This is a genomic window from Micromonospora sp. NPDC049679 (genome assembly GCF_040659735.1).
In the GTDB taxonomy this organism is placed as follows: Bacteria; Actinomycetota; Actinomycetes; order Mycobacteriales; family Micromonosporaceae; genus Micromonospora_I.
In genome coordinates this window covers 36,555-58,072 of sequence record NZ_JBFANZ010000017.1, presented here as the reverse complement: position 1 = coordinate 58,072, position 21,518 = coordinate 36,555, and the positions used below count along the sequence as shown (strand labels likewise).

Genomic DNA, 21,518 nt, shown 5'->3' with positions numbered 1-21,518 from the left:
CAGCCGGAGAAGGACTCGCTGCCCGCTAGGGCCGGGCGAGGAGTTGATCGACCGGCGCGTGGTCGTCGGTGAGCGGCGACGCCGCGCCGACGAAATCGGCCAGCTCGGCACCGGACAGAACGGAGACCGGGTCGTCGAACCGGGCCAGCCGGGCGCGGAGCGCGCCGAGGGGAAGCGGCGCCTCACCGGCGACGATGAGGAAGTTCGCGCCGGTCCGGCCGGCCAGCGCGGCCGGCGGCGCCACGAGCGCGACGTGTGCGAACTCCGCCGTCACGGTGGCGAGCTCGGCACGGATGAACCGCAGCGGCGGATAGTCGATCACATTCTGCACGTAGATGCCCTGCGGACGGGTGATCCGCCGGGTCTCCGCGATCATCTCCCGGGTGGCGAGGTGCCAGGGCACCACGAGGTGACCGAAGGCGTCCCCCACCACGAGATCCGCGCTGGCGTCGGGACGCGCACCGACCAGCATCCGGGCGTCGCCGACCACCGCGCGCAGCGTCGGACCCTCCCGTACGCCCAGCTCACGGCGGCCCAGCTCGACCAGCTCACCGTCGATCTCATAGACCTCGTTCACGCTGCCCGGACGGGTCGCGGTCAGGTAGCGGGGCACGGTGAAGCCGCCGCCACCGAGGTGCACCGCGTCGAGCCGCCGGCCGGGCGGAGCCATCACATCGGCGACCGCGCCGATCCACTGCGTGTAGGCGAACTCCAGATAGGTCGGGTCGTTCACGTCGATGTACGAGTGCCGGGCCGAGTTGAGCAGCAGCACCCGTCCGCCGGGGCGCTGCGGATCCGCCGCGACCGTCGCGCAGTGGTAGGCGGTCTCGACGTCGCACGGCGTGGGCGCCACGGCGGAAAGACTCGCGCCGACGAGCCCCAGCACCGCCACGACCACGCGGGTCCGCGCCGGACCCGGCACGTCGCCCCGGTCCCGCCGCCGCAGATACGCGGCGAGCACGATGCCGGACACCCCCAGCAGCACGGCCAGGCCGACCATGATCACGCTGCTCGGCAGCGCCGCCACGAGAACGAAGCCCGTCCCCAGCGTCGCGGTGATCGCCCCCAGCGTGCCGATGCTCGACAGCCGCCCGACCACCCGACCGGTGCGGCGCAGGTCGCCGAGCTGCAGCTTGACCACGAGCGGGGTGACCGCGGAGAGCAGCGCGGCCGGCACGAAGACGGCGAGCGCGGTGAGCAGCAGGATGCCGCCGGCCGCCCCGCCACGCAGCACCTCACCCGCGTACCGGACCAACGGCAGGGTGAGCGCCGTGGCGATGCCGGCGAGCACGAGCGCCGGGGCGAGCAGGGGCCGCGGATCGCGGCGGTCGGCGAGCCAGCCGCCGAACCAGGCGCCGTAGGCGATGGCGGAGAGCGCGACGCCGATCACCGCGCTGCTGGTCTGCAGCGTGACGCCGACGTACGGGCCGACGAGGCGCAGCGCCACGACCTCCAGCACCAGGACGGCGCCGCTGGCCAGGAAGACCAGCGCCGCAGCCAGCCCGTCGGGGAGCGGCCGGGCATCGACGACGTCCGCTTGTGGAGTTTCCATCGCTGCGATGGTACGCAGCCCGACGCCGGCGATCCGCGTTTACACCATCGACAGATGGACGTGGTTCGTGTGGTCGCCGGCCGGACTACCGCCGCCGCTGTACGAGCGCCATCCCGTGCCCGGCATCCAGATCTGGCGGTACCAGATCACGTAGAGCACCCCGAGCCGGCCGGCGTTCTTGATGTAGAAGGCGGCGAGGTTGTTGCCGTACTGGCGGTCGGAGCCAGCGGCGTCCACTTCCTCGAAGCCGTCCTCTGCCGCCGCGAAGTCGCAGGCCCGGCCCTTGGGGTGCTCACCACCGCCACCCGAGCGGAAACAGGAGACATGGTGGTCGAACCCGGCGGCCTGGGCCTGGCGCAACGCGTGCAGGGTGCGTGGGGTGAGGCAACCGGAGGTGGTCGGATCGTCGATGGTGCAGGACTCGCTCGGCCACGATCCGTCGGGGTTTCTCGGCGCCGGCTTGGCGAGCGGTGAGTTGGCGCTGACGAACCCCCCGGCCGCGGCGCCACCGACGGCGGCCAGTGCCCGCTCCGCGTCCTGCTTCTTCCGCGCGATGATCGTGACCTGTTTCTGCTGCTCCTTGACCTCGTTGTCGATCGCGGCCTTGGCCCGGGTGACCTGCTCGCGCGTCTCCGTGAGCAGGCGCATCTGCTGGTTCTGGCGCTGGGCCATCGTGTCCAGGCCGGCGGCCCGCTCGAGGAACGCGTCCGGCGAGGCGCTGTTGAGCAGCATGGAGACGGCGGAGAGCCGGCCGACCCGGTACGACTTGTCGGCCACCACACCCATCTCGGCGGTGACTGTCACCAGACGCTGCTCCACCTTCTCCAGCTCCAGCCTGAGCTCGAGCTGACGCTTCTTGGAGTTGTCCAGCTTGGCCTTGGCCTCGATGTGCCCCTTGGCCGCCGCTTCGAGCGCGGCGCGCAGACTCTGGCTGCCGCCCTCGTTGGGGGCGGGCTTGGGCGCCGCACCGGCGGTGACGGGCGCCGCGACGAGGAGCGCCACGGCGGTGAACAGCGCCGCGATCGGTGCCAGGGCCCGGCGCCGGGGAGAGCTCGTCTTGCCGACCAAAGCTGTTCCTTCCGTCGGCCGCCTACCGAGTCAGCTGACGGGTTCGGGACGTGGCGCTCCCTACCGCTGGCGCGGATTCACCCCACGGAGATGCTTCCCCGGATCGCCCGTGGACGATTTCGGCGGCGGCCCTCACCGGCGCCTGGGGGCACCGCCTGGCGAAGACCGGCGGTCAGCTTACCCGACCCGCCCGCCCTGTCGAGTCACCGCAGGGCCCCGCAATAGCACATGACGCGGCCGGCGGCCGCAGGACCCGCCGACAACGCCGTGACCCGACCACGCCGGGCGAACCTCACCGGTCGGGAAGCAACGTCTCGCTGACCGTCTGCCAGATCTCCTCGGTCGCCGCCACCAGCAGCCCGGACCGATCGTCCACCGGATCGTAGGGGCCGCCGTCGAAACGGCGGGCCGCGCCGCCCGCCTCCCGCACCAGCAGCGCCCCCGGCGCGTGGTCCCACGGCAGGGTGCGCCAGAAGAGGGCGAAGTGCTGGCGACCGGCGATGATGTCGAGGTATTCGCGCCCCGCGCAGTGCTGACCCGTGAGCACCTCGCCCAGCTCGGCGCTACCCGCCTCCGCTCCGGCCCGCAACCGCGTCGGCAGAAACCGGATCATCGCGGGGCCGCGCAGCACGCTCCGCGCGGGCTGCTCCGCCGCCGCCACGATCCGACGCCCGTCGAGGTACGCCCCCGCCCCGCGCTCGGCGACCGCCAGGCTCTCGGCGATCGGGTCGTAGATCCAGCTCGCCACCGGCGCGCCGGCGCGCAGCAGCGCCACCATCACCACGAACGGGGGGTGGCCGGCGGCGAAGTTCGCGGTGCCGTCGAGCGGATCGACAACCCAGACGTCGCCCGTACCGCGGAGCAGGTCGAGTCGGGTCGGGTCGGCGCCGACCCCCTCCTCCCCGACCACGACGGAGCCGGGGAGCAGCCGTCGCAGCCCGGCGGTGAGAAACTCCTCCGCCCGCCGGTCGGCGACGGTGACCAGGTCGCCGGGGGCCTTCTCACGCACGTCCGTCTCGGCCAGCCGGCGGTACATCGGCAGCACCGCCGTGGCGGCGGCTTCCCGGACCAGTGCGGCGACCTCGTCGATCATGCGGTCAGCCGCGCGGCGGCAGCTTCACCACGCTGACGAAGAACTCGTCGATCTGACGGATCACCGCGATGAACCGCTCGAAGTCGACCGGCTTGGTCACGTAGGCGTTGGCATGGAGCTGGTAGCTGCGCAGGATGTCCTCGTCGGCCTGAGAGGTGGTGAGCACCACGACCGGGATCCTGCCGAGCTTCTCGTCCTTCTTTATCTCGGCGAGCACCTCTCGCCCGTCGCGGCGCGGCAGGTTGAGGTCGAGGAGGATGAGGTCCGGCAGGACCACGTCCGCGTACTTCCCCTCACGGCGCAGGTAGGCCAGCGCCTCCGCGCCGTCGGACACCACGCTCAGCCGGTTGCGGACCTTGTGCTCCTCGAACGCCTCCTGCGTCATCAGCACGTCGCCGGGGTCGTCCTCGACCAGAAGAACCTCGATCGGACTCTGCCCGTCGACCGGTGCTGTCATGCCCGCATCTCCTTCACGCCACCGTCTCCTCAGCCTGGTCGGCCGCGGCGGCGGACGACTCCCGGCCGTTCTCTTCGTTGCGCGGCTCCGGGACCTCGGCGGTCCCTCGCTGCTCGGGCAGCACCGGGAGGGTAAAGCTGATCGCCGTCCCCTCCGTCGCATCCGGATCAATCCAGATCTGCCCGTTGTGGTACTCAACGATCTTCTTGGCGATCGCCAGCCCGATCCCGGTGCCGGGGTAGGCGTCCTTCGCGTGCAACCGCTGGAAAATCACGAAGATCTTGTCGGCGAACTCGGGCTCGATCCCGATGCCGTTGTCCCGGCAGGTGATCTCCCACTCGTCGCCGACGCGACGGGCGGAGACGTGCACCCGCGGCGGCACGTCGGGGCGACGGAACTTCAGCGAGTTGCTGACCAGATTCGCGATCAGGTTGGCGAGCAGTGGCTCCTCGCCGAGCACCACCGGCAGCTCCGACCAGGTCAGCTCGCCGTCGGCGTACTGCCGGGCCGCGTCGGTCTGCCCCTCGATCTCCCGCATCACTGCGTTGAGATCGACCTCGGTGAAGCCGGTCGTGAGGCGGCCGATGCGGGAGAACGCGAGAAGGTCGTTGATCAGTCGCTGCATCCGCTGCGCGCCGTCGACCGCGAACGCGATGTACTGGTCGGCGCGCTCGTCGATCTGCCCCCCGTAGCGGCGCTGCAGCAACTGGCAGAAGCTCGCCACCTTGCGCAGCGGCTCCTGCAGGTCGTGCGACGCGACGTAGGCGAACTGCTCCAGGTCGCGGTTGGACCGGGTCAGCTCCTCCGCCTGCTTCTGCAGCTGGCTGTTGACCCACTCGATCCGGGCGCGCGCTTCGCGCATCTCGGTCAGGTCCGCCGCGATCTTGCGGCGCATCCCGTCGACGTCGCTGGCCAGCCCCGCCAGCTCCGGCGGACCGGCCGTCCCGATGTCCCGTTGGTAGTCGCCGCCCGCGACGTCGCGCACCTGCGCGGCCAGTTGGGTCACCGGCGCGATCACCAGCCGATTGAGCGCGAGGCGGAGGGCGACGCCGGCGAGCACCACCACGACCGCCGCGATGATCAACAACAGGACGAGCATGCTGCTCGTCCGCCGCGCGTTCCGTCCGACCTGATCACGCAACTTCATGATCTCCGACTGCAGGGCTTCCACGGCCGCCCGCACGTCGCCGAACTGTTGCCGCGCCGCCGGCGTCAGCAGACCCTGCGCCGTGGCCGGCCCTGACTCCGACACCGTCCGGATCACCGGCTCGGCCACCGTCCGCCGCCACAGCTGTGCCTGCTCCTCGACCACCCGCAACTTCTGCCGGATGGCCCGGTCATCGTCGAGCAGCCCGTTCATCGACGCGAGGAGCTCCCGCTCACGCCGCAGCCCGTCGTCGTACGGGACCAGGTCGGCCCGGTCGCCGGAGACCGCGTAGCCCCGGACGCCGGTCTCCTGGTCGACGAGCGTGGCCATCAGGGACTCCGCGTGGGCGCGCAGCGGACCACTCTTGTTGAGCAGGTTGTCGAGGTGGGCGCGGTTGTTCGCGCCGACCACGGCGGCGACGGTCGCCAGCAGGGCCAACACCGTGCCGACCACGACGCACAGCGCCGTCACCCGCTGTCGCAACGTGCGGTTTCCTGTCTTGATCACCGGCCACCGCCCCGGCTGACCACCAGCATCGCCACGTCGTCGGCGAGCGGCCCACCGTTGATCTCCTCGGCGCGACCGACCAGCCAGCCCGGCAACTCGGCGAGGGGAACCCCGCGGGTCGCCGGGTCGGCGACCAGCGTCTGCAGCCCCGGCACGTCGAGTCGCTCGTTGCCGCCGCCGATCCGACCCTCGATGAGTCCATCGGTATACATCAGCAAGGACCAGTCATCGCTTTCAAACTCCAGGTCGAAGGCGCGGGGGCGGCGCGGCCGCACACCGAGCAGCAGGCCGCCCGGTGCGGGCACCGGCGCGACCTTACCCCCCGACAGGAGCAGCGGCGGCGGATGGCCCGCCATCCGTACCGTGGCCCGGTTGCCCGCGAGGTCGAGCTGCACCGCGGCGACGCTCGCGAATATTTCCCGCAGCCGCCGCTCGCTCATCAGCACCTGCTCCAGCGCCGGCAGCACCTCGTCGTCCGGCACGCCCGCGAGGATGAGCGCCCGCCAGGCGACCCGCAGCTCGACGCCGAGCGCCGCCTCGTCGGCGCCGTGCCCGCAGACGTCGCCCACGATCAGATCGATCCGGTCGGGAGCGGTCTGCACCACGTCGAAGAAGTCGCCCCCGATCAGCGCCGCATGCCGGCCCGGACGGTAGAAGGTGTGCACCGCCACCTTGTCGGTGGTCATCAGCGGCTGCGGGAGCAGACCCCGCTCCAGCCGCGCGGACTCCGCCTGGCGCAGCTCCACCTCCCGCAGCCGGCGGGCGTTCTCGTCCGCGCGCTTGCGCTCGACGGCGTAGCGCAGCGACCGGCTCAGCAGGACCCCGTCGACCTGGCCCTTGACGAGGTAGTCCTGCGCTCCCTCGGCCACCGCGCCCATGCCCAGGTGCTCGTCCTGACGGCCGGTGAGCACGCACACCGCGGCTCCACCGGCCATGCCGAGCACGTGCCGCAGCCCGTCGAGCCCCTGCGCGTCGGGGAGGCCGAGGTCGAGCAGGACGCAGTCGACGCCGGCGATCCGCTGGCGCGCCTGGGTGAGGCTCGTCGCCACGATGAGGTCGACCGCCGCCCCCGCCTCGGCGAGCAGCTCGCCGACGAGGAACGCGTCCCCCTCGTCATCCTCGACCAGCAACACCCGCAGCCGCTCGGTCTGCGGCAGCACGATCCCCCGCCCCAACCCCCCGTGGGGCTGGGCCGGCAGCGGCACGACGGAAGAGCCGGTCATGCCCGGGCCTCGATCGACCGCGTGCTGGCGGCGCGTCGCGGACGCTGCATTCTTATTCTGGGCTCCTTCGTCGGTTGTCCGGCTGATGGTCCACCAGCCAACGCTCCCACACAACACGACGGGTGGTAACGGTCGAGCTACGGCAAGTGTCGCGCACTGGACTCAATCGGCGGTCTCCCGGGGCCGTCCCCCGGCTGGCCTGCGTCGCTCGGCCAGCAATCGCCTCGCCAAGGATGCCACGCGGCCGCCCGTGGTCCCGCGACCGCGGGTTGTCCGGCCGCCCCGCCGCATCGACGCCCGTCTTCCGGATCGAACGCGTCCACACCCTTTTTCAGCGCCACGGCGGGACGAGGCGTCACAGCGATGTCTCGCACGGCGGATGGAACGGGGGCTGGGCGCAGCCCCCCACGCCGGCCAATGGCCGGTGGTGGATAACCCGGGGTGATCCGCACGGACAGGATGGTGCGACCCGTCACAGGCAGGAGGCACCGCGGGCGCACCCCTCGGGACACCCCTTCGCGCGCTGCTCCGTCCCGGCCGCCGCGCGCCGGACGGTCTCGCCGCGCCCCACGCGCTCGGCACGCTCACGCTGCTCGCGCTCCGTCCGCCCACGCCATTGGGTACGGCGACGCCCGCCGGGGAGTTCAGCGCCGGTCGGGCTCACGGGCACGTGCGGACCATCGCCAGCGAGGTGCACGTGGCCGGCAGGACGGCGAACGACCGGGCCAGGCAGCACATCGTGTCGACGTTGCGTGGCCTGGGCCTGGAGACCGAGGTGCAGGACCCGGTCGGCCCGGAGGCCGGTCAAGCTCGGCGGGGGCGCCGGTGGCACCCCGGCGATCCTGGAGGTCGCCCGCGTGTTTCCGGCGGTCCCCGGCCCCGCAACGACATCGTGTTCGTGCTCGGGCCTCCGTCGACCGGCCGGGTCTGCAGCAGCACGGCGAGAAGTCTCCTCGCCCTCGCCCGTGCCCTCGCCCGTGCCCTCGGCGCGGCCGACATCCCGGCACCGCGCGCCGACGGTGACGCCACCTACTTCCCGGTGCCGGCCGGGCTGGTGTCGTACCCGGCCCTACTGATCTGGCCGCTGGCGGCGCTCGCGCTGCTCGCCGTCGGCCCGCTCGGCTGGCTGGCCCGCCGCGGCGGACGGACCCATGGCCGTGGCGCGGACGTACGAGCTCTAGCAGCGTAGATCGTGGTCTGTTGCTTCCCGGGAAGGGCAGCAACAGACCACGATCCACCGGGCTAGCCCCGGCCGCGGGCGTCCCCGGCGCCCTGATCCGCGACGAACGCGGCGACCCAGGCGAGCGGGGAGTTCCAGTTGATGGTCAACTCGTTGGTGGACCAGGACTCGATGTCGTCGATGTAGCAGAACTGCGGGGCGCAATTACGCAGCTTCTGCTGCGCCACCGGGTCCTGGATCGAGGAGTTTGGACCACCGGCCAACGTCCCGCGGGGCGGGTTCGGCAGGTCCGGGTTGAGTTGGTGGGCGTACCAGCGGCTGTGCTGGTTGCGGGACGCCACCTCTCCGTAACCGGTCACATAGGACTGGTTGAGCGCATTGCGGCCGAAGATGTAGTCCATCGTCTCCAGCACCCCCTCGCGGTACGTCGACCTGCCGGTGATGTCGAAGGCGGTCGCCATGACGACGGCGTTGTTGAGGATCAGGTTGTTGGAACCCCAGTCGTACGTGTTGTCGCTCGGCGCGTACGGGATGCCGTACGGGTGGGCCTTGAGCGTGACGAGGTACTTGTCGGCGCCCTGCACGACCGAGGCCCGTACCCGTTCCCGGTCGGGCAGCCGGTTCGGCAACGTCGCCAGGTCGAGGCGACCGAGCTGGGCGGTGCTTCCCCAGTCGAAGCCGCGCTCCCGCCAGATGTCGGCGGTGTGGTGCGGGGAGGCGAGGACAAAGTCGCGGAACTCCCTGCCGCCGGTGGTGATGTAGAGCTCGGCGGCGGCCCAGTAGAACTCGTCGCTCACGTCACTGTCGTTGTACGCGCCCCCGCCGTTACCGTCGGCCGGGTCGGCGTAGCTCGCCGGGTTCGCCTTCGCCGCGGCCCAGGCCGTCTTCGCCGCCGCCAGGTTGCGGGCGGCGAAGGCCCGGTCGTACGGGAGGAAGACGCGCGCCGCCTGGGCCGCGGTGGCCGCCAGGTTGAGCGTCGCCGCGGTCGACGGCGGGTGCAGCTCGCGCTTCTTCGCGTCGAGGTGCGGCAGCAGCGGCAGGCCGGTCCACGACTCATCGTGGATCTTGTGGTGGGCCATGCCCGCCCGTGGCTTGCCCGCCGGCACCTGCATGCTGAGCAGGAACTCCTGCTCCCAGCGCGCCTCGTCGAGAATGTCCGGCACCGTGTTGCCGCTCTCCGGCACGTTGAGCGACCCGTCGCGCAGGTTCCACGGCCTGCCGGTCCGGGCCACCAGCGAACGCTCGTACTCGCTCATCAGCTGGTAGACCGAGACGCCCCCGTTGACCACGTACTTGCCGTGGTCGCCCGCGTCGTACCAGCCGCCCGCGACGTTCAGCGTGTAGTCGCAGACTCCCGGCTGGCACGGCACCTGGGTGTCGCCCTGGTTGGGCGCGACGCCGACGTGACCGGCCGGGCGACCGTAGCCGGGCCGGAGGCGCTCGAGGATCTCGATGCCGCTGCGCTGCGGGTAGTAGAACTTGAGCGCGTCGGCGCGCAGTTGCTCGTAGAGGCCCGCACCGATGTCGAACGGCCGGCTCGTCTCGCCGTCCGCGGTCAGCGTGTATCCAGTGCCCTCGGTGCGGTAGGCCCCGAAGTCCACCGAGTGCACGCGCTGCCCGGACGAGGCGTCCAGCCCGCGCGGGGTGCTCTGCCCGCTGGCGACCACCTGCCCGGCGCCGTTCTTGAGCTGCCATGGCAGAGCCGCGGTGGCATCGGTGACGATGGTCGCGTTCTTGGGCCCCTTCGGCAGGTAGCCCACCTGGTTGACCCGCACCCGCGGCCCCGTGTCGGGCACGTGGCCGCCGGGCTCCGCGCCACCCTTCAGCGACACGTTGTCCGCGCAGAAGGTCCACGCCGTGGCACTGCCGCCGAGCTGGAACGCGACCTGCGCGTTGGGGAGATCCACCGGGGAGGTGAAGGTGTACGTGTAGTCGTTGCCGGAGACGCTGAGCTCCGGGTTGACCGCCAGATACTGCGTGTACGGGTCCACCGGGAGCTGGACGAGCGCCTTGCCGACCTTGGCCGGAGTGGCCTTGCCGAAGAACCGGAACTCGTACGTCTCACCCGCGACCAGCGGCACGTTGTCCTGCCCGATGATCACGTCCCATGGGTTGACGGTGCCGCCCGGGATGGTGGCGCAGAGCTGGCCGGCGCTGGAGTCGAGGGTGAGGTTGGCGGTGCCCCACCAGGGGGCGTGGCCGTTGTCGAAGGTGCCGTTGACGATCTGTTCGGGCGCGTCGGCGTAGGCGGCGGAGCCGGTCAGGCCGGCGGCGGCCAGCGCGGCCGCGACGGTGACGGCGAGCGGTGCGGCCCGCCGCCGGGATCGTGTGACCACGTGATTCCTTCCGATGGGTGAGCGGCGACCGGGGCGGGTGCCGCTGCCGGGGGTGTCGTGCGGGGCATCGAAAGAGTGCGGTGAGAAGCTGGGAGCGCTCCCAATCTGTTCCGCATATTTGCAGCGTGTTACGCGTGTGTCAATAGGTGGCCGGGTCGATCAAGAACCGGCGCACCACGCACGCCCCGCGTCCATTGCCACCGCCACCGTCACCGGTGGGCCGGCTCCGGCTCGTCGACCGTCTCCCTCACCACGATGCGCCCGTCCTGCGCCGCCGAGAGCAGCGGCCGCAGCGACAACGCCAGCAACGACGCCAGCAGGCACCCGCCGGTCACCACCCCCACCCAGATCGCCCCGCCGCCCGCGCCGATGAGCGGACCGGCCGTCACCGGACCGATCACCCCGCTGATCCCGAAAATCATCGAGCTCATGGCGTTGTACCGGCCACGCAGCTCATCGGTGGCCAGCGCGTTGGTAAGAGCGGGCATCACCGGCGAGAGCATGGTCTCGCCGAAACCGAAGATCGCGGCGCAGGCCACGACACAGAGCGCCCCGGCGAACGCGCTACCGGCGCCGACGAGGCCGGCGGCGCCGAGCACCAGCCAGGCGGTCGCGAACACCACGCCCACCACGGCGAGCGCACCGGACCGGCTCCGCCCCTCCATCCGGCGGATCACCACAAGCTGCGACAGCACGATCATCACCGTGTTCGCCGCGAGCGCCCACGCCACCACCCGGGGGGTCACCTCCGCGACCCGGACCGCGTACGCGGTGAAGCCGACCTCGATCTGGGCGTAGCCACAGGTGGTGAGCACGAGACCGAAAATCACCAGCCGCCGGAACGGACGGTCGCGCAGGACGGTGAGGTACCCCCCGCCCGACTTGGCAACACCGGTCTCCGCGGGGTCGGCGAGCCGGCGGCCGACGGCCGGCATGGTCAGCAGGATCACCGCCGGCGCGAGATAGCTCAGCGCATCGATCACATAGATTGCCTGGAAGGTCACCAGGCGGGCGGTGTCGACGATCGCGCCGGACGTCAGGCCACCGACCCCGATGCCGAGGTTGAGTAGGGCGAACTGCAGCCCGAAGACCCGCTGCCGCTCCCCCTCGCCGGTGACCGAGGCGAGGATGGTCGCCTGCCCCGACCAGATCGCCGAGCCGCCCAGAGCCATCAGCGAGGCCGCGCCGAAGGCGGAGGCCGTCGAGTCGACGAGTGCCAGCGAGGCCACGCCCGCGGCCTCGATGAACAGACAGGGCACGACGATGCGCCGCGCCCCGAACCGGTCGATGAGCGTGCCGCCCAACGGCGACAGGGCGAGCGTCACCGCGCCGTACCAGCCGATCACCAGGCCGGCGCGGGCGTCAGACAGCCCCCGGACGTCGGTCAGGTAGATGAACAGGAACGGCAGAGTGAGGCCGCGGCCGACCGCCGACAGGAAAGTGCCGACGAGGATCCGCCGCGCTTCCGGGCGGCGGGGCAGAGCGAGACGCAGCATGAGGCTGATTCTCTGGGTCCGGTACGACAGACCGCGACCGGTTTAGTGGCAAGCCGCAGTCCTCGCGCTACTTCCAGCGGTATTGATCCAGTTCGTGGAAGTACTCGGTCGAATCGGACGAGACGGCCCCTGAGCTGCACCCGCATCAGGCGTCGATGGCCAATGATGGTCGCTGTTGGTTCGCGTTGGACGGCCTGGAGACGGCATGATCTTGGCTCTGTCCGATCTTGTCTTGTGTGCGAGGCTTCGGCGTTGACTGACCTCGGCATCCGCGCAGCCACGTCGGCTGAATCCGAATTCCTGGTTGACATGCTCGTCGAGGCCGTGAACTGGCTGTCTGAGCGCAACTGGTCTCGCGAGCAGATCATGGCGAATCCCGCGCTGGCTCACTATGTCACCGGTTGGACGCAGCCAAACGACTTCGGCCTGGTCGCGGTGGACCCGGCTGATCGGCCAGTCGGCGCGGCCTGGTTCCGATACCTGACCGCCGCTGATCCGGGCTACGGGTACGTGAGTGACGACGTGCCGGAGCTGAGTATCGGCGTGGTGGAAACCTGGAGGGGCCGGGGTGTGGGCCGGATGCTTTTGCGCGCTGTTCTGGACGCCGCACGAGAACGTGGCATCCGCACGGTGTCGCTGAGCGTGGAGCGGGCGAACTTCGCTGCGAGGCTGTACGCCGCTGAAGGGTTTCGCACGGTTGAGTCGTTCGAGGACGCGGACACGATGGTCGCTGAGATCGGGGCCTGACGCGTGTGGCGCCTCAGTCAAGTCACTGCAAGGCAGGCCTGGACGCACTGTCAGCTGCCTTGACCCACGCGTCGCTCCCTCTCCGCACCCCTAGCCATCCCGCAGTGCCTGAGGACCCCGCCGGAGGCACTCCCCTTGTGTCGACTGATACCGAAGCCCCGGATCTGCCAGTACCCATGGCGGCCGGGGCTTCGTCGCATGTCGCGCCGCCGGCGGGCTGCAACCGACGCGCTGGCGGCCGAAGGCCAGAGGCGCGGCGGCGGGCCTTCGGCCCGGCCCAGGTTCGGCGGCGCGCGCGGCCTGCGAAGCGGGCCGCCTTGATAGACGTACAGAAACTTCTCACAGGGAAACAAACTTCCGAGTGTCGTACTTCGCTTGATGCGTTACGCGGTGGCTCCACTTGATGGGTGACACTGGCGGGGAGCTGATGGAACGGATGAGGGCAGCCCAGACAATGGATGGGCGTCGCTAACGCTCTTCCGTGGACCCCAGTTGGCGTGCGGTGTCCTGGTAGAACGACACCAGCTGCGGCAATGGAACCGCCTTCCGGGACGCTGTGGAGAGATCCTTTCCCTCCTCTGACCACGGCGGCGGCCATGCGCTGATTCCCTGGTCGGCGGCGAGCGCATCGACTTCCGATTCCCACCCCGGCCACCGCAGAGTGTCGTAGAACTGAGTCAGCGAACCAGCGAGGACCGCATACAGCCAGTCGGCGTACCCCTGGTCGAGGTCCAGCCATTCGAGATCATCCGGACCGAAGTAATGGACGGTCGGCTTCCCGCCAGGCTGTGCCGGCACCCACACGTACTGGCCGCCCATGACGTCGTAACCGACGACGACCCAGGGGCCCGTCGGGTCCGACTCGATTGCTACGTCCGGAAGCCCATCGTGGCCGCTACCGAGGACGCGTAGCCAACCATGGTCCACCAGCAGCCCGCCAGTGTTGGCGACAACCGCACCAAGCCACGAACGAGTCGTGATTCCCAGCGCCGCCAGGCAGGCTTCCGCGCGCACAGGCTCGGCGGGCAGCACCTCAACCGGGTACGGGGCCGCCGTCACCGCTGCGGACACCTCAGTCCATGCCGACTGCTCCACGGCCGTAGCTTGCCTGAACGCAGGCATGATCGTCTAGCCGGACTTGTCACGGATCAACTGAGCGCAATCCGTCACGCATCACGTGGAGCCGACAGAACAAACTTCCGAGCGCCCCTGAGCGGGACGATCACCCGGACTACATGACGATGGTGCCGGGCGCAACATCCCGCCTTCTCTGGCGCAGTCGAAAGAACTAGCCCCAGCATGCGCACGCATGGTTACGGGTAGGCGTGCATCCGAAGCGGTTGCCATGTGGTACCACACGTAGTACCATCGAGGTGTGCCCTCGGTAAACAAAATCATAGAAGCGATGCGAAGCAACCCGCAGAACATCGCCTACAACGATCTCAAGAGGGTGTGCGAGCACTACTTCGGGGAGCCGCGGCAAGACGGGACTTCCCACGCAGTCTTCAAGATGCCGTGGGCGGGGGACCCGCGCGTAAATATCCAGAATGACAAAGGCAAGGCAAAGGCGTACCAAGTACGACAAGTGCTAAAGGCGATCGAAAAGAAGGAGGCCATGTGATGCAGACCGTTGCCCGTCCCGAGGTAACCCACTACACCTACCGCGTTACGTGGTCGGCCCAGGACAACGAATTCGTCGCCACCTGCGCCGAGTTTCCGTCCCTTTCGTGGCTGGCTTCCTCCCAAATCGATGCCCTGCGGGGACTCGAAGACCTACTGCGTGAGGTAATCGCGGACATGGAGCAGCAAGGCGAGGAAGCGCCGGAGCCGTTCGCCGAGCGTAGCTACTCAGGCAAGTTCAACGTTCGCGTCGGAGAAAGCCTGCACCGCGAGCTGGCAACCCATGCTGCGGAGGATGGACTGAGCCTCAACCAATACGTCGTACGGAAGCTAACAGCAGCCTGATCAACGCGGAAGGCCCGGCTCCCGCGAGGAGGCCGGGCCGATGCATTCCTATCGGTGGGTTGAGCTAAGCACTCGCGCGTAGCCCGGCTCGCGGCGTTCCGGGAGAACATGCCGGAGCGGTATCGGGTGGCGGTGGACCTGGTCGCCGGGTGCGGTCTCCGGCAGGGCGAGATATTCGGGGCCAGTCCAGCGGACCTGGACGAAACACGGCCCGTCCTACACGTCACCCGTCAGATCAAGCTCGTTCGCGGGCAACTGATCTTCGCGCCACCGAAGGGCGGCAAGTCCCGGGAGGTGCCCCTACCGAGGTCCGTCGCCGACCGGCTGAAGCGGCATGCGGTCGACTATCCACCAGTCGCGGTCACACTGCCGTGGGCCAGCCTGACCGGCGAACCGCGGACCGTCGAGCTGTACCTGTCGACTCCCGCCGGGCTGGCCCTCACCCGCTCGATGTTCAATTCCGGCGTCTGGAAACCCGCGATCCGCGCGACCGGCGCGCCGGACGACCGGCACAACGGGATGCACGTGCTCCGGCACACCTACGCCTCGGTGCTGCTGGACGCCGGGGAGAGCATCAAGGCCCTCTCGGCGTACCTGGGCCACGCGGACCCCGGCTTCACCCTCCCGGACCTACACGCACCTGCTGCTGACGAGCGAGGACCGCACCCGACGATCCATCGACAAGGCGCTGGGTGAGGACCAGGACCAGGACGACGCTCCGGAGCCCGGCGACGGCCTGGAAACGGCATGATCATGGTTCAGGGCCCATCTGAGCGGCTGAAAGTGCAGGTCAGAGGGCCTACCGCCGCTATTTCCAGCGGAAGTGGACGAAGAGGCGGCCGAAGTTCTTCGAGTCCTTCTCCACCCGGTGGTAGAGCTGCTTGATCTCCTTCTGGTCCAGGAACCGCAGCACCTTCTTCTTGAGCTGCCCCGATCCCTTGCCCGGGATGATCTCCACGAGCGTCGCCTTCTTCGCGACCGCCTCATCCATGATTCCGCGCAGCGCGCGGTCGATGTCGTGGCCCTTGTTGAAGATGTCGTGCAGGTCGAGCTTGAGCTTCATCGCCGACCCACCGGGTGATCATGTCCCATGACGGCCAATGGTAGGCCGGTCACCGCGCGCGTCCGCCGGTCCGCGCCTCGACGCGGTGCCGCGCTGTGCGGTAGTCGTCGTTGTCGGGATGCATCGCGGCGGCGATCCGCAGGTAACGCAACGCCTCCTCGGCCCGGCCCTGCCGCTCCAGGGTGCGGCCGAGCACATGGTGGGCGTAGTGGTCGGTGGGATCGAGTTCGAGGAGCGCCCGCAACTGTTCCTCTGCCCGCACGAGCTGAGCGGACTGGAAGTAGGCCCGGGCGAGCAACTGCCGCACGGAGGCGTTGTCGGGTTCGGCGGCGACGATGGGTTCAAGCAGCCGGGCGGCGCCGCCGGGGTCGCCGGCCTCGAAGAACATGGTCGCCCGCCGGTATTCCTCCAGAAGATCCACCAGCTCCACCCTCTCGTGTCGGAACCATCGCGTCAGCTGCCGTTGATCGCCCAGGCGCGTACCCCGCCCACGATGCCCGCGGTGTTGGGCACGACCACCACATCGTCACCCATCCGGAGAAGCTGGTCGGGACGGATGCGGCGGGAGTTGCCGCCGCCGACGTAGAGCCGGTCCCAGAGGAAGACCGGTCGCAGCGCCTCGACGACGCCGCGTACCCGCCGCGACCAGAACGCGTCGCCCAGCCGGCGACGCTCGTGTTCGCCGATGTAGGTGTCGTAGCTCTGCCCCCACCGCGCGGGCGCCTGCGACAGCTCCAGGTGCGGGGCGAGCACGCCCCCGTCGAAGAGCGCGCAGCCGAGCCCGGTGCCGAGGGTGAGCACCAGCTCCAGGCCGGTGCCGGCGACCACTCCGGCGCCGTGCACCTCGGCGTCGTTGAGGACCAGGGCCGGCAGGCCGAACGCCTCGCTGATCGCGCCCCGCGCGTCGAAGCCCGCCCACTCCGCGACCAGGTCCGGGTCGATCCGGGTACGGGGCCCGCTGCGTGTGACGTAGTGCGGGGTGGCCACGACGACGCCGTGCCGGATCATGCCCGGCATGCCGACCGTGATCCGTTCGGCCGGCGGGAGTTGGCCGCCCAGGTCGAGCAGCGTCTTGACGAAGAGCGCGGGCGGCAGAGGATAGGGGGTGGGCACCCGCAGCGGACGCGCGCGCATGGTGCCCGCCTCGTCGAGAACGGACCCCTTGATCCCCCCACCACCGCAGTCGATCGCCAGCGTCGTGACCATGGCTCATAGTCTGCCCCGAGTTCCGCGACGATGGGCACGCGCCCGGATGGCTGCCCCGCCCGGATGGCTGCTATCCGGGGGCCTGCCTCGCCGGGACCCGCTGCCCGGCCGGATAGCATCGGCGTTCTCATGACCGCAACGCTGATCGCCAAGGACCTCACCGCCGCCCACGGCGACCGCATCCTCTTCTCCGGGCTCGACCTTGTCGTGGCCCCCGGCGACGTGGTCGGCCTCGTCGGGGCGAACGGCGCCGGAAAGTCGACGCTGCTGCGCATGCTCGCCGGTCGGCACCCGGCCGATCAGGGCAGGGTGCAGCTGAACCCGCCGTCGGCCAACGTCGGCCATCTGCCGCAGGAGCCGGAGCGACGGGTTGGGGAGTCGGTGCGGGCGTTCCTGGCGCGGCGCACCGGAGTGGCGCAGGCGCAGGCCGACCTCGACGCGGCGACCGCGGCGCTGACCGCCGGCGCGTTGGGCGCCGACGACGCGTACGCGACGGCGCTGGAGCGCTGGCTCGACCTCGGCGGAGCCGATCTCGACGAGCGGGCCGAGCAGGTGACGGCGGAGCTGGGGTTGGCGATCGATCTGGACGCCGCGATGACCCGGCTCTCCGGTGGCCAGGCGGCCCGCGCCGGCATGGCGTCCCTGCTGCTCAGCCGCTACGACATCTTCCTGCTCGACGAGCCGACCAACGACCTGGACCTGGACGGGCTGGAGCGGCTGGAGGCCTTCGTCACCGGGCTGCGGGCCGGCACCGTGCTGGTCAGCCACGACCGCGAGTTCCTCGCCCGGACGGTGACCCGGGTACTCGAACTCGACCTGCCGCAGCAGCAGGTCAACCACTTCGGGGGCGGTTACGGCGCCTACCTCGAGGAGCGCGAGGTCGCGCGCCGGCACGCGCGTGAGGAGTACGAGGAGTACGCGGACAAGCGGGGCGGCCTGGAGGCGCGGGCGCGAACGCAGCGGAGCTGGATGGAGAAGGGCGTGAAGAACGCCCGCCGCAAGGCCACCGACAACGACAAGATCGGCCGGAAGTTCCGGAGCGAGGCGACGGAGAAGCAGGCCGCCAAGGCGCGCCAGACCGAACGGCTGATCGAGCGGCTGGAGGTGGTCGAGGAGCCGCGCAAGGAATGGGAGCTGCAGATGGAGATCGCGGTCGCGCCCCGGGCGGGTGCGGTGGTCGCGGCGCTGCGGGCGGCGGTGGTACGCCGGGGCGGGTTCACCCTCGGCCCCGTCGACCTGCAGATCGACTGGGCGGACCGGGTGGCGATCACCGGCGCCAACGGGTCGGGGAAATCCACTCTGCTCGCCGCGTTGCTCGGCCGGCTGCCCCTCGACGAGGGGCACGCGGCGCTCGGTCCGGGTGTGGTGGTGGGCGAGGTCGACCAGGCACGCGCGCTGTTCCTCGGCACGGAGACGCTGCTCGACGCGTTCGGCGCGGCGACCCCGGAGTTGACCCCGGCCGAGGTGCGGACGCTGCTGGCGAAGTTCGGACTGCGCGCCGCGCACGTGCTCCGTCCGGCCGAGACCCTCTCCCCCGGCGAGCGCACCCGGGCCGCGCTCGCCCTGTTGCAGGCCCGTGGCGTCAACCTGCTGGTTCTGGACGAGCCGACGAATCACCTCGATCTGGCGGCGATCGAGCAACTGGAGTCGGCGCTCGCGTCGTACCCCGGGACGTTGCTCCTGGTGACCCACGACCGCCGGATGCTCGATGCGGTCGCGACCACCCGGCACATCGAGGTCGACGCCGGACGGGTCCGCGACCGCTGAGCGGTCAGGGTGTGAAGACCGCCCGTACGCACTCGTCCTCTTTCTTCTGGAACATCTGGTAGCCGCGCGGGGCCTCGCTCAGCGGCATCACGTGGGTGGCCAGGTGCTCGGTGATCAGCTCGTCTCTCGCCATCCGTTCCAGGAGCATCGGGATGTAGCGCTGGCCGTGCTGCTGAGCGCTGCGCAGCGTCAGCCCCTTGTTCATCACCGCGCCGAGCGGAAACTTGTCGACCAGCCCGCCGAAGACGCCGAGGATGAACACGCTTCCGCCCTTGCGGCAGTTGTAGATCGCGTCGCGTACGGCGATCGGCCGGTCCGACTCGATCCGCAGCTGCTGCTTGATCTGGTCGTAGATGAACTGCGGGCCCGGGCTGTGCGCCTCCATCCCCACCGCCTCGATGCAGACGTCCGGGCCGCGGCCGCCGCTGCGCTCCAGCAGCTCGGCCCCCACGTCGGTGCGTTCGTAGTTGAGCGTCTCCACCCCGAGCACCCGCTCGGCCATCTGCAGCCGGTAGTCGTACCGGTCGATCACGATCACCCGTCCGGCGCCGAGCAGCATCGCGGCGCGCGCCGCCATCTGACCGACCGCGCCGCAGCCCCAGACCGCGACCACGTCGTCCGGGCGGATGCCCGCCATGTCCGCCCCCATCCAGCCGGTCGGGGCGGAGTCCGAGGCGAACAGGGCGCGCTCATCGCTGACCCCGTCCGGCACCGTGAACGCGCCCTGGTCGGCGAAGGGCACCCGGATGTACTCGGCGTGGCTGCCGGCGAAGCCGCCCAGGGCGTGCGAGTAGCCGTAGCAGCCGCCAGGGGCGAAGCCCCAGAGCGTCTCGGTGATCGCGGGGTTGGTGTTGCCGTTGTCGCAGCACGAGAAGAGCCCCTGCTCGCAGTACCAGCAGCGGCCGCAGGAGATGAACGAGCAGACGACGACCCGGTCCCCCACCTTGTGCTTGCGCACCTCGGAGCCGACCTCGACGATCTCGCCGAGGAACTCGTGGCCGAGGACGTCGCCCCGCTTCATGAACGGGATGTAGCCGCCGAGCAGGTGCAGGTCCGACCCGCAGGTGACAGTGCGGCGCACCTTCACGATCGCGTCCTGCGCGTTGAGCAGTTGCGGGTCCGGCACCTGCTCCACCGCGACCTCGTTCACCCCTTCCCAGCAGACCGCCTTCACAGCCGTCCCTCCTCGCGTCCGTGCCGGGTGGCGTACTCCAGTGGACGGTTGAGCAGCGTCTCCCTGCTCGTCGGCGGCTGGTCCGGGCTGAGCACCTCCCCCGTCTCCGCGATCTGCTTGGCCTGACGCAGCGCGGCCCGCAGCGCCCGCCGGGGATCCTCCCCACTGATCCGGGCGGCGGCGCCGGCGACGCCGTGCGGCTCACCCTGCCGCAGGCGTACCGCGATCTCGGTGCCGCGGTCGCCGGGCGCGGGCCGCAGCTGCACCTCGACGGCGTCGCCGAGCTGGGCCAGCGGCTCCGGCAGTCCCCCGCTCGGGGTGATCCGGTCGAGTGGACGGTTGACCGTCACGACGTGCCAGCGGGCTTCGCCCGAGGGCGCGGCCGATCGCGGCGGCCACTGACCGTCGTTCGGGCCGAGCAGTCGACGCGCGACGGCGCCGCCGACAGCTGCCACCGCCGCGGCCGATCCCCAGTTGACCAGTCTCATGGCGCAGGGGTACCAGACTGAACCACCGGCAAACCGGCACGCACGAGATTGTTCGCCGCGGTGCCGCGCGCCCCCGCCGCGCCGTGCCGTCGCCGTGCCGCGTCAGGCGGCGCCGCGCGGGCGAGTTGCCGGAAGCGCTGCGGCCGGGTGGCCCGCGAGGCCACGATGGAAAGGCTTTCGGCCGAAGGAGCAGCGATCATGATCGTCGTCACGGGAGCGACCGGCGCGCTCGGCCGCACCGTGGTCGCGGATCTGATCGACTCGGTCGGTCCGGATGGTTTCGCCATCGTCGTCCGCGAGCCGGCACGCGCCGCCGGGCTCGCCACGATCGGGGTCCGGGTTCACCGCGGCGAGTACGACGACCCCGCCGCTCTCCGTGCCGCCTTCGTCGGCGCCGACCGTCTCCTCTTCGTGTCGTCACCGGTGATCGAGGAGGAGATCCGCGTGCTCCAGCACCAGAACGTGGTGGCCGCCGCTGCGGACGCCGGGGTGGGGCACGTGGTCTACACGAGTTTCCTCGGCGCGCCCACCTCCGAGCTGCCACTCGCCGGAGCCCACGTGGCGACCGAGAAGGCCATCGCCGAGTCCGCCCTGATCTACACGTTCCTCCGCAACTCCTTCTACACGGAGGTCTTCGTCAATCCCGGGCTGACCGCGGCGGTCACGGCCGGCGAGATCACCTCGGCGGCGGGGAACCACCGGTTGAACACGGCGACCCGGGAGGACCTCGCCCACGCCGCCGCCGCGGTGCTGGTGGGCAAGGGGCACGACAACCGGGCGTACGAGCTCGCCGGACCGGGCTGGACGTTTCCCGAACTCGCCGAGGTGCTCACCGAGGTTTCCGGGACGCCGGTGGCGCACCGTCCGGTCGAACTCGCCGAGACCGGTCCGATGAGCCCGATCTACGCGGCGATCCTCGCCGGCGAACTGCAACAGGAGCCCCGTCAACTGGAGGCGCTGCTGGGCCGCCCGCCGACCGGGCTGCGCGAGACCGTCCGCGCCGCGCTCAGCGCGTAGGCCGCCGCACAGGCGACGGCGATGATCAGGGG

At 70.6% G+C, this 21,518-nt stretch carries 21 protein-coding genes and 1 riboswitch; of the genes, 7 read left to right on the top strand and 14 right to left on the bottom strand.

Features of this window, described 5'->3' with window-relative positions; translation table 11 throughout:
- Window positions 1-25 precede the first annotated feature (25 nt).
- The 6 genes from AB0J06_RS13610 to AB0J06_RS13585 all read right to left on the bottom strand — a co-directional run bounded on the left by AB0J06_RS13610 (window position 26) and on the right by AB0J06_RS13585 (window position 7,047).
- The gene (locus AB0J06_RS13610) at window positions 26-1,552 is read right to left on the bottom strand and encodes a fused MFS/spermidine synthase (RefSeq protein WP_357428111.1); all 1,527 of its coding nucleotides are present in this window, start codon (window positions 1,550-1,552) and stop codon (window positions 26-28) included.
- Window positions 1,553-1,591: 39 nt separating this feature from the next.
- Window positions 1,592-2,554 carry a hypothetical protein gene (locus AB0J06_RS13605; RefSeq protein ID WP_357428230.1) on the bottom strand — a complete coding sequence of 321 codons (963 nt, stop codon included), beginning with the start codon at window positions 2,552-2,554 and terminating at the stop codon, window positions 1,592-1,594.
- 69 nt (window positions 2,555-2,623) lie between these two features.
- Window positions 2,624-2,755: riboswitch (cyclic di-AMP (ydaO/yuaA leader) on the bottom strand.
- 157 nt (window positions 2,756-2,912) lie between these two features.
- Entirely contained in the window at window positions 2,913-3,713 is an 801-nt protein-coding gene (locus tag AB0J06_RS13600; protein ID WP_357428109.1) for an inositol monophosphatase family protein, read from the bottom strand.
- Window positions 3,714-3,717: 4 nt separating this feature from the next.
- Window positions 3,718-4,170, bottom strand: a complete 453-nt coding sequence (locus AB0J06_RS13595) for a response regulator (RefSeq protein WP_357428107.1) — start codon at window positions 4,168-4,170, stop codon at window positions 3,718-3,720.
- A 13-nt stretch (window positions 4,171-4,183) separates the two neighbouring features.
- Window positions 4,184-5,824 (bottom strand): ATP-binding protein, encoded by a 1,641-nt coding sequence (locus AB0J06_RS13590; RefSeq protein ID WP_357428105.1) that lies wholly within the window; start codon window positions 5,822-5,824, stop codon window positions 4,184-4,186.
- Window positions 5,821-7,047: a SpoIIE family protein phosphatase gene (locus AB0J06_RS13585; RefSeq protein WP_357428103.1), complete on the bottom strand. Its 1,227-nt coding sequence runs from the start codon at window positions 7,045-7,047 to the stop codon at window positions 5,821-5,823. Before AB0J06_RS13585 ends, AB0J06_RS13590 begins: the two co-directional genes overlap by 4 nt.
- A gap of 670 nt (window positions 7,048-7,717) precedes the next feature.
- Between AB0J06_RS13585 and AB0J06_RS13580 the strand changes: the two genes are divergently transcribed.
- The gene (locus AB0J06_RS13580) at window positions 7,718-8,236 is read left to right on the top strand and encodes a hypothetical protein (RefSeq protein ID WP_357428102.1); all 519 of its coding nucleotides are present in this window, start codon (window positions 7,718-7,720) and stop codon (window positions 8,234-8,236) included.
- A 53-nt stretch (window positions 8,237-8,289) separates the two neighbouring features.
- On the opposite strand, the gene AB0J06_RS13575 is transcribed toward AB0J06_RS13580, so the two are convergent.
- Both AB0J06_RS13575 and AB0J06_RS13570 read right to left on the bottom strand, forming a co-directional pair.
- Window positions 8,290-10,563 carry a glycoside hydrolase family 9 protein gene (locus tag AB0J06_RS13575; protein WP_357428100.1) on the bottom strand — a complete coding sequence of 758 codons (2,274 nt, stop codon included), beginning with the start codon at window positions 10,561-10,563 and terminating at the stop codon, window positions 8,290-8,292.
- Between the two features lie 209 nt (window positions 10,564-10,772).
- Window positions 10,773-12,059, bottom strand: coding sequence for an MFS transporter (locus AB0J06_RS13570; RefSeq protein WP_357428097.1), 1,287 nt, complete (start codon window positions 12,057-12,059; stop codon window positions 10,773-10,775).
- 252 nt (window positions 12,060-12,311) lie between these two features.
- Between AB0J06_RS13570 and AB0J06_RS13565 the strand changes: the two genes are divergently transcribed.
- A complete protein-coding gene (locus tag AB0J06_RS13565; RefSeq protein WP_357428095.1) occupies window positions 12,312-12,806 on the top strand; it encodes a GNAT family N-acetyltransferase in 495 nt (164 codons plus the stop codon).
- 468 nt (window positions 12,807-13,274) lie between these two features.
- Here the strand turns inward: AB0J06_RS13565 and AB0J06_RS13560 are convergent, their stop codons facing one another.
- Entirely contained in the window at window positions 13,275-13,901 is a 627-nt protein-coding gene (locus tag AB0J06_RS13560) for a DUF2625 family protein (protein ID WP_357428093.1), read from the bottom strand.
- A 280-nt stretch (window positions 13,902-14,181) separates the two neighbouring features.
- Between AB0J06_RS13560 and AB0J06_RS13555 the strand changes: the two genes are divergently transcribed.
- The 3 genes from AB0J06_RS13555 to AB0J06_RS13545 all read left to right on the top strand — a co-directional run bounded on the left by AB0J06_RS13555 (window position 14,182) and on the right by AB0J06_RS13545 (window position 15,467).
- A complete protein-coding gene (locus AB0J06_RS13555) occupies window positions 14,182-14,427 on the top strand; it encodes a toxin HicA (RefSeq protein ID WP_357428091.1) in 246 nt (81 codons plus the stop codon).
- Window positions 14,427-14,771: a toxin-antitoxin system HicB family antitoxin gene (locus tag AB0J06_RS13550; RefSeq protein ID WP_357428228.1), complete on the top strand. Its 345-nt coding sequence runs from the start codon at window positions 14,427-14,429 to the stop codon at window positions 14,769-14,771. The genes AB0J06_RS13555 and AB0J06_RS13550 overlap by 1 nt, the downstream gene beginning before the upstream one ends.
- Window positions 14,772-14,879: 108 nt before the next feature.
- Window positions 14,880-15,467: a site-specific integrase gene (locus tag AB0J06_RS13545; protein WP_357428089.1), complete on the top strand. Its 588-nt coding sequence runs from the start codon at window positions 14,880-14,882 to the stop codon at window positions 15,465-15,467.
- A 112-nt stretch (window positions 15,468-15,579) separates the two neighbouring features.
- Here the strand turns inward: AB0J06_RS13545 and AB0J06_RS13540 are convergent, their stop codons facing one another.
- Genes AB0J06_RS13540 through AB0J06_RS13530 form a run of 3 tightly spaced genes read right to left on the bottom strand, consistent with a single transcriptional unit; the run spans window position 15,580 to window position 17,040 of the window.
- Window positions 15,580-15,834: a Smr/MutS family protein gene (locus AB0J06_RS13540; protein WP_357428087.1), complete on the bottom strand. Its 255-nt coding sequence runs from the start codon at window positions 15,832-15,834 to the stop codon at window positions 15,580-15,582.
- 49 nt (window positions 15,835-15,883) lie between these two features.
- The gene (locus tag AB0J06_RS13535) at window positions 15,884-16,255 is read right to left on the bottom strand and encodes a tetratricopeptide repeat protein (protein ID WP_357428085.1); all 372 of its coding nucleotides are present in this window, start codon (window positions 16,253-16,255) and stop codon (window positions 15,884-15,886) included.
- Between the two features lie 32 nt (window positions 16,256-16,287).
- Complete coding sequence (locus AB0J06_RS13530; protein ID WP_357428083.1) at window positions 16,288-17,040, bottom strand: ROK family protein; 753 nt, start codon at window positions 17,038-17,040, stop codon at window positions 16,288-16,290.
- Between the two features lie 129 nt (window positions 17,041-17,169).
- Between AB0J06_RS13530 and AB0J06_RS13525 the strand changes: the two genes are divergently transcribed.
- The gene (locus tag AB0J06_RS13525; RefSeq protein WP_357428081.1) at window positions 17,170-18,807 is read left to right on the top strand and encodes an ABC-F family ATP-binding cassette domain-containing protein; all 1,638 of its coding nucleotides are present in this window, start codon (window positions 17,170-17,172) and stop codon (window positions 18,805-18,807) included.
- A gap of 4 nt (window positions 18,808-18,811) precedes the next feature.
- On the opposite strand, the gene AB0J06_RS13520 is transcribed toward AB0J06_RS13525, so the two are convergent.
- Window positions 18,812-19,981: a zinc-dependent alcohol dehydrogenase gene (locus AB0J06_RS13520; RefSeq protein WP_357428079.1), complete on the bottom strand. Its 1,170-nt coding sequence runs from the start codon at window positions 19,979-19,981 to the stop codon at window positions 18,812-18,814.
- Window positions 19,978-20,469, bottom strand: coding sequence for a hypothetical protein (locus tag AB0J06_RS13515; RefSeq protein ID WP_357428077.1), 492 nt, complete (start codon window positions 20,467-20,469; stop codon window positions 19,978-19,980). Before AB0J06_RS13515 ends, AB0J06_RS13520 begins: the two co-directional genes overlap by 4 nt.
- Window positions 20,470-20,667: 198 nt before the next feature.
- Here AB0J06_RS13515 and AB0J06_RS13510 point away from each other — a divergent pair, with 198 nt between their 5' ends.
- The gene (locus tag AB0J06_RS13510) at window positions 20,668-21,486 is read left to right on the top strand and encodes an NmrA family NAD(P)-binding protein (protein WP_357428075.1); all 819 of its coding nucleotides are present in this window, start codon (window positions 20,668-20,670) and stop codon (window positions 21,484-21,486) included.
- The last annotated feature ends 32 nt before the right edge of the window (window positions 21,487-21,518 follow it).

Coding starts and splice junctions, on each gene's coding strand:
- AB0J06_RS13510 (WP_357428075.1), top strand. CDS start 20,668: ATGATCGTCGTCACGGGAGCGACCGGCGCGCTCGGCCGCACCGTGGTC.
- AB0J06_RS13530 (WP_357428083.1), bottom strand. CDS start 17,040: ATGGTCACGACGCTGGCGATCGACTGCGGTGGTGGGGGGATCAAGGGG.
- AB0J06_RS13545 (WP_357428089.1), top strand. CDS start 14,880: ATGCCGGAGCGGTATCGGGTGGCGGTGGACCTGGTCGCCGGGTGCGGT.
- AB0J06_RS13525 (WP_357428081.1), top strand. CDS start 17,170: ATGACCGCAACGCTGATCGCCAAGGACCTCACCGCCGCCCACGGCGAC.
- AB0J06_RS13585 (WP_357428103.1), bottom strand. CDS start 7,047: ATGACCGGCTCTTCCGTCGTGCCGCTGCCGGCCCAGCCCCACGGGGGG.
- AB0J06_RS13600 (WP_357428109.1), bottom strand. CDS start 3,713: ATGATCGACGAGGTCGCCGCACTGGTCCGGGAAGCCGCCGCCACGGCG.
- AB0J06_RS13550 (WP_357428228.1), top strand. CDS start 14,427: ATGCAGACCGTTGCCCGTCCCGAGGTAACCCACTACACCTACCGCGTT.
- AB0J06_RS13595 (WP_357428107.1), bottom strand. CDS start 4,170: ATGACAGCACCGGTCGACGGGCAGAGTCCGATCGAGGTTCTTCTGGTC.
- AB0J06_RS13515 (WP_357428077.1), bottom strand. CDS start 20,469: ATGAGACTGGTCAACTGGGGATCGGCCGCGGCGGTGGCAGCTGTCGGC.
- AB0J06_RS13570 (WP_357428097.1), bottom strand. CDS start 12,059: ATGCTGCGTCTCGCTCTGCCCCGCCGCCCGGAAGCGCGGCGGATCCTC.
- AB0J06_RS13610 (WP_357428111.1), bottom strand. CDS start 1,552: ATGGAAACTCCACAAGCGGACGTCGTCGATGCCCGGCCGCTCCCCGAC.
- AB0J06_RS13540 (WP_357428087.1), bottom strand. CDS start 15,834: ATGAAGCTCAAGCTCGACCTGCACGACATCTTCAACAAGGGCCACGAC.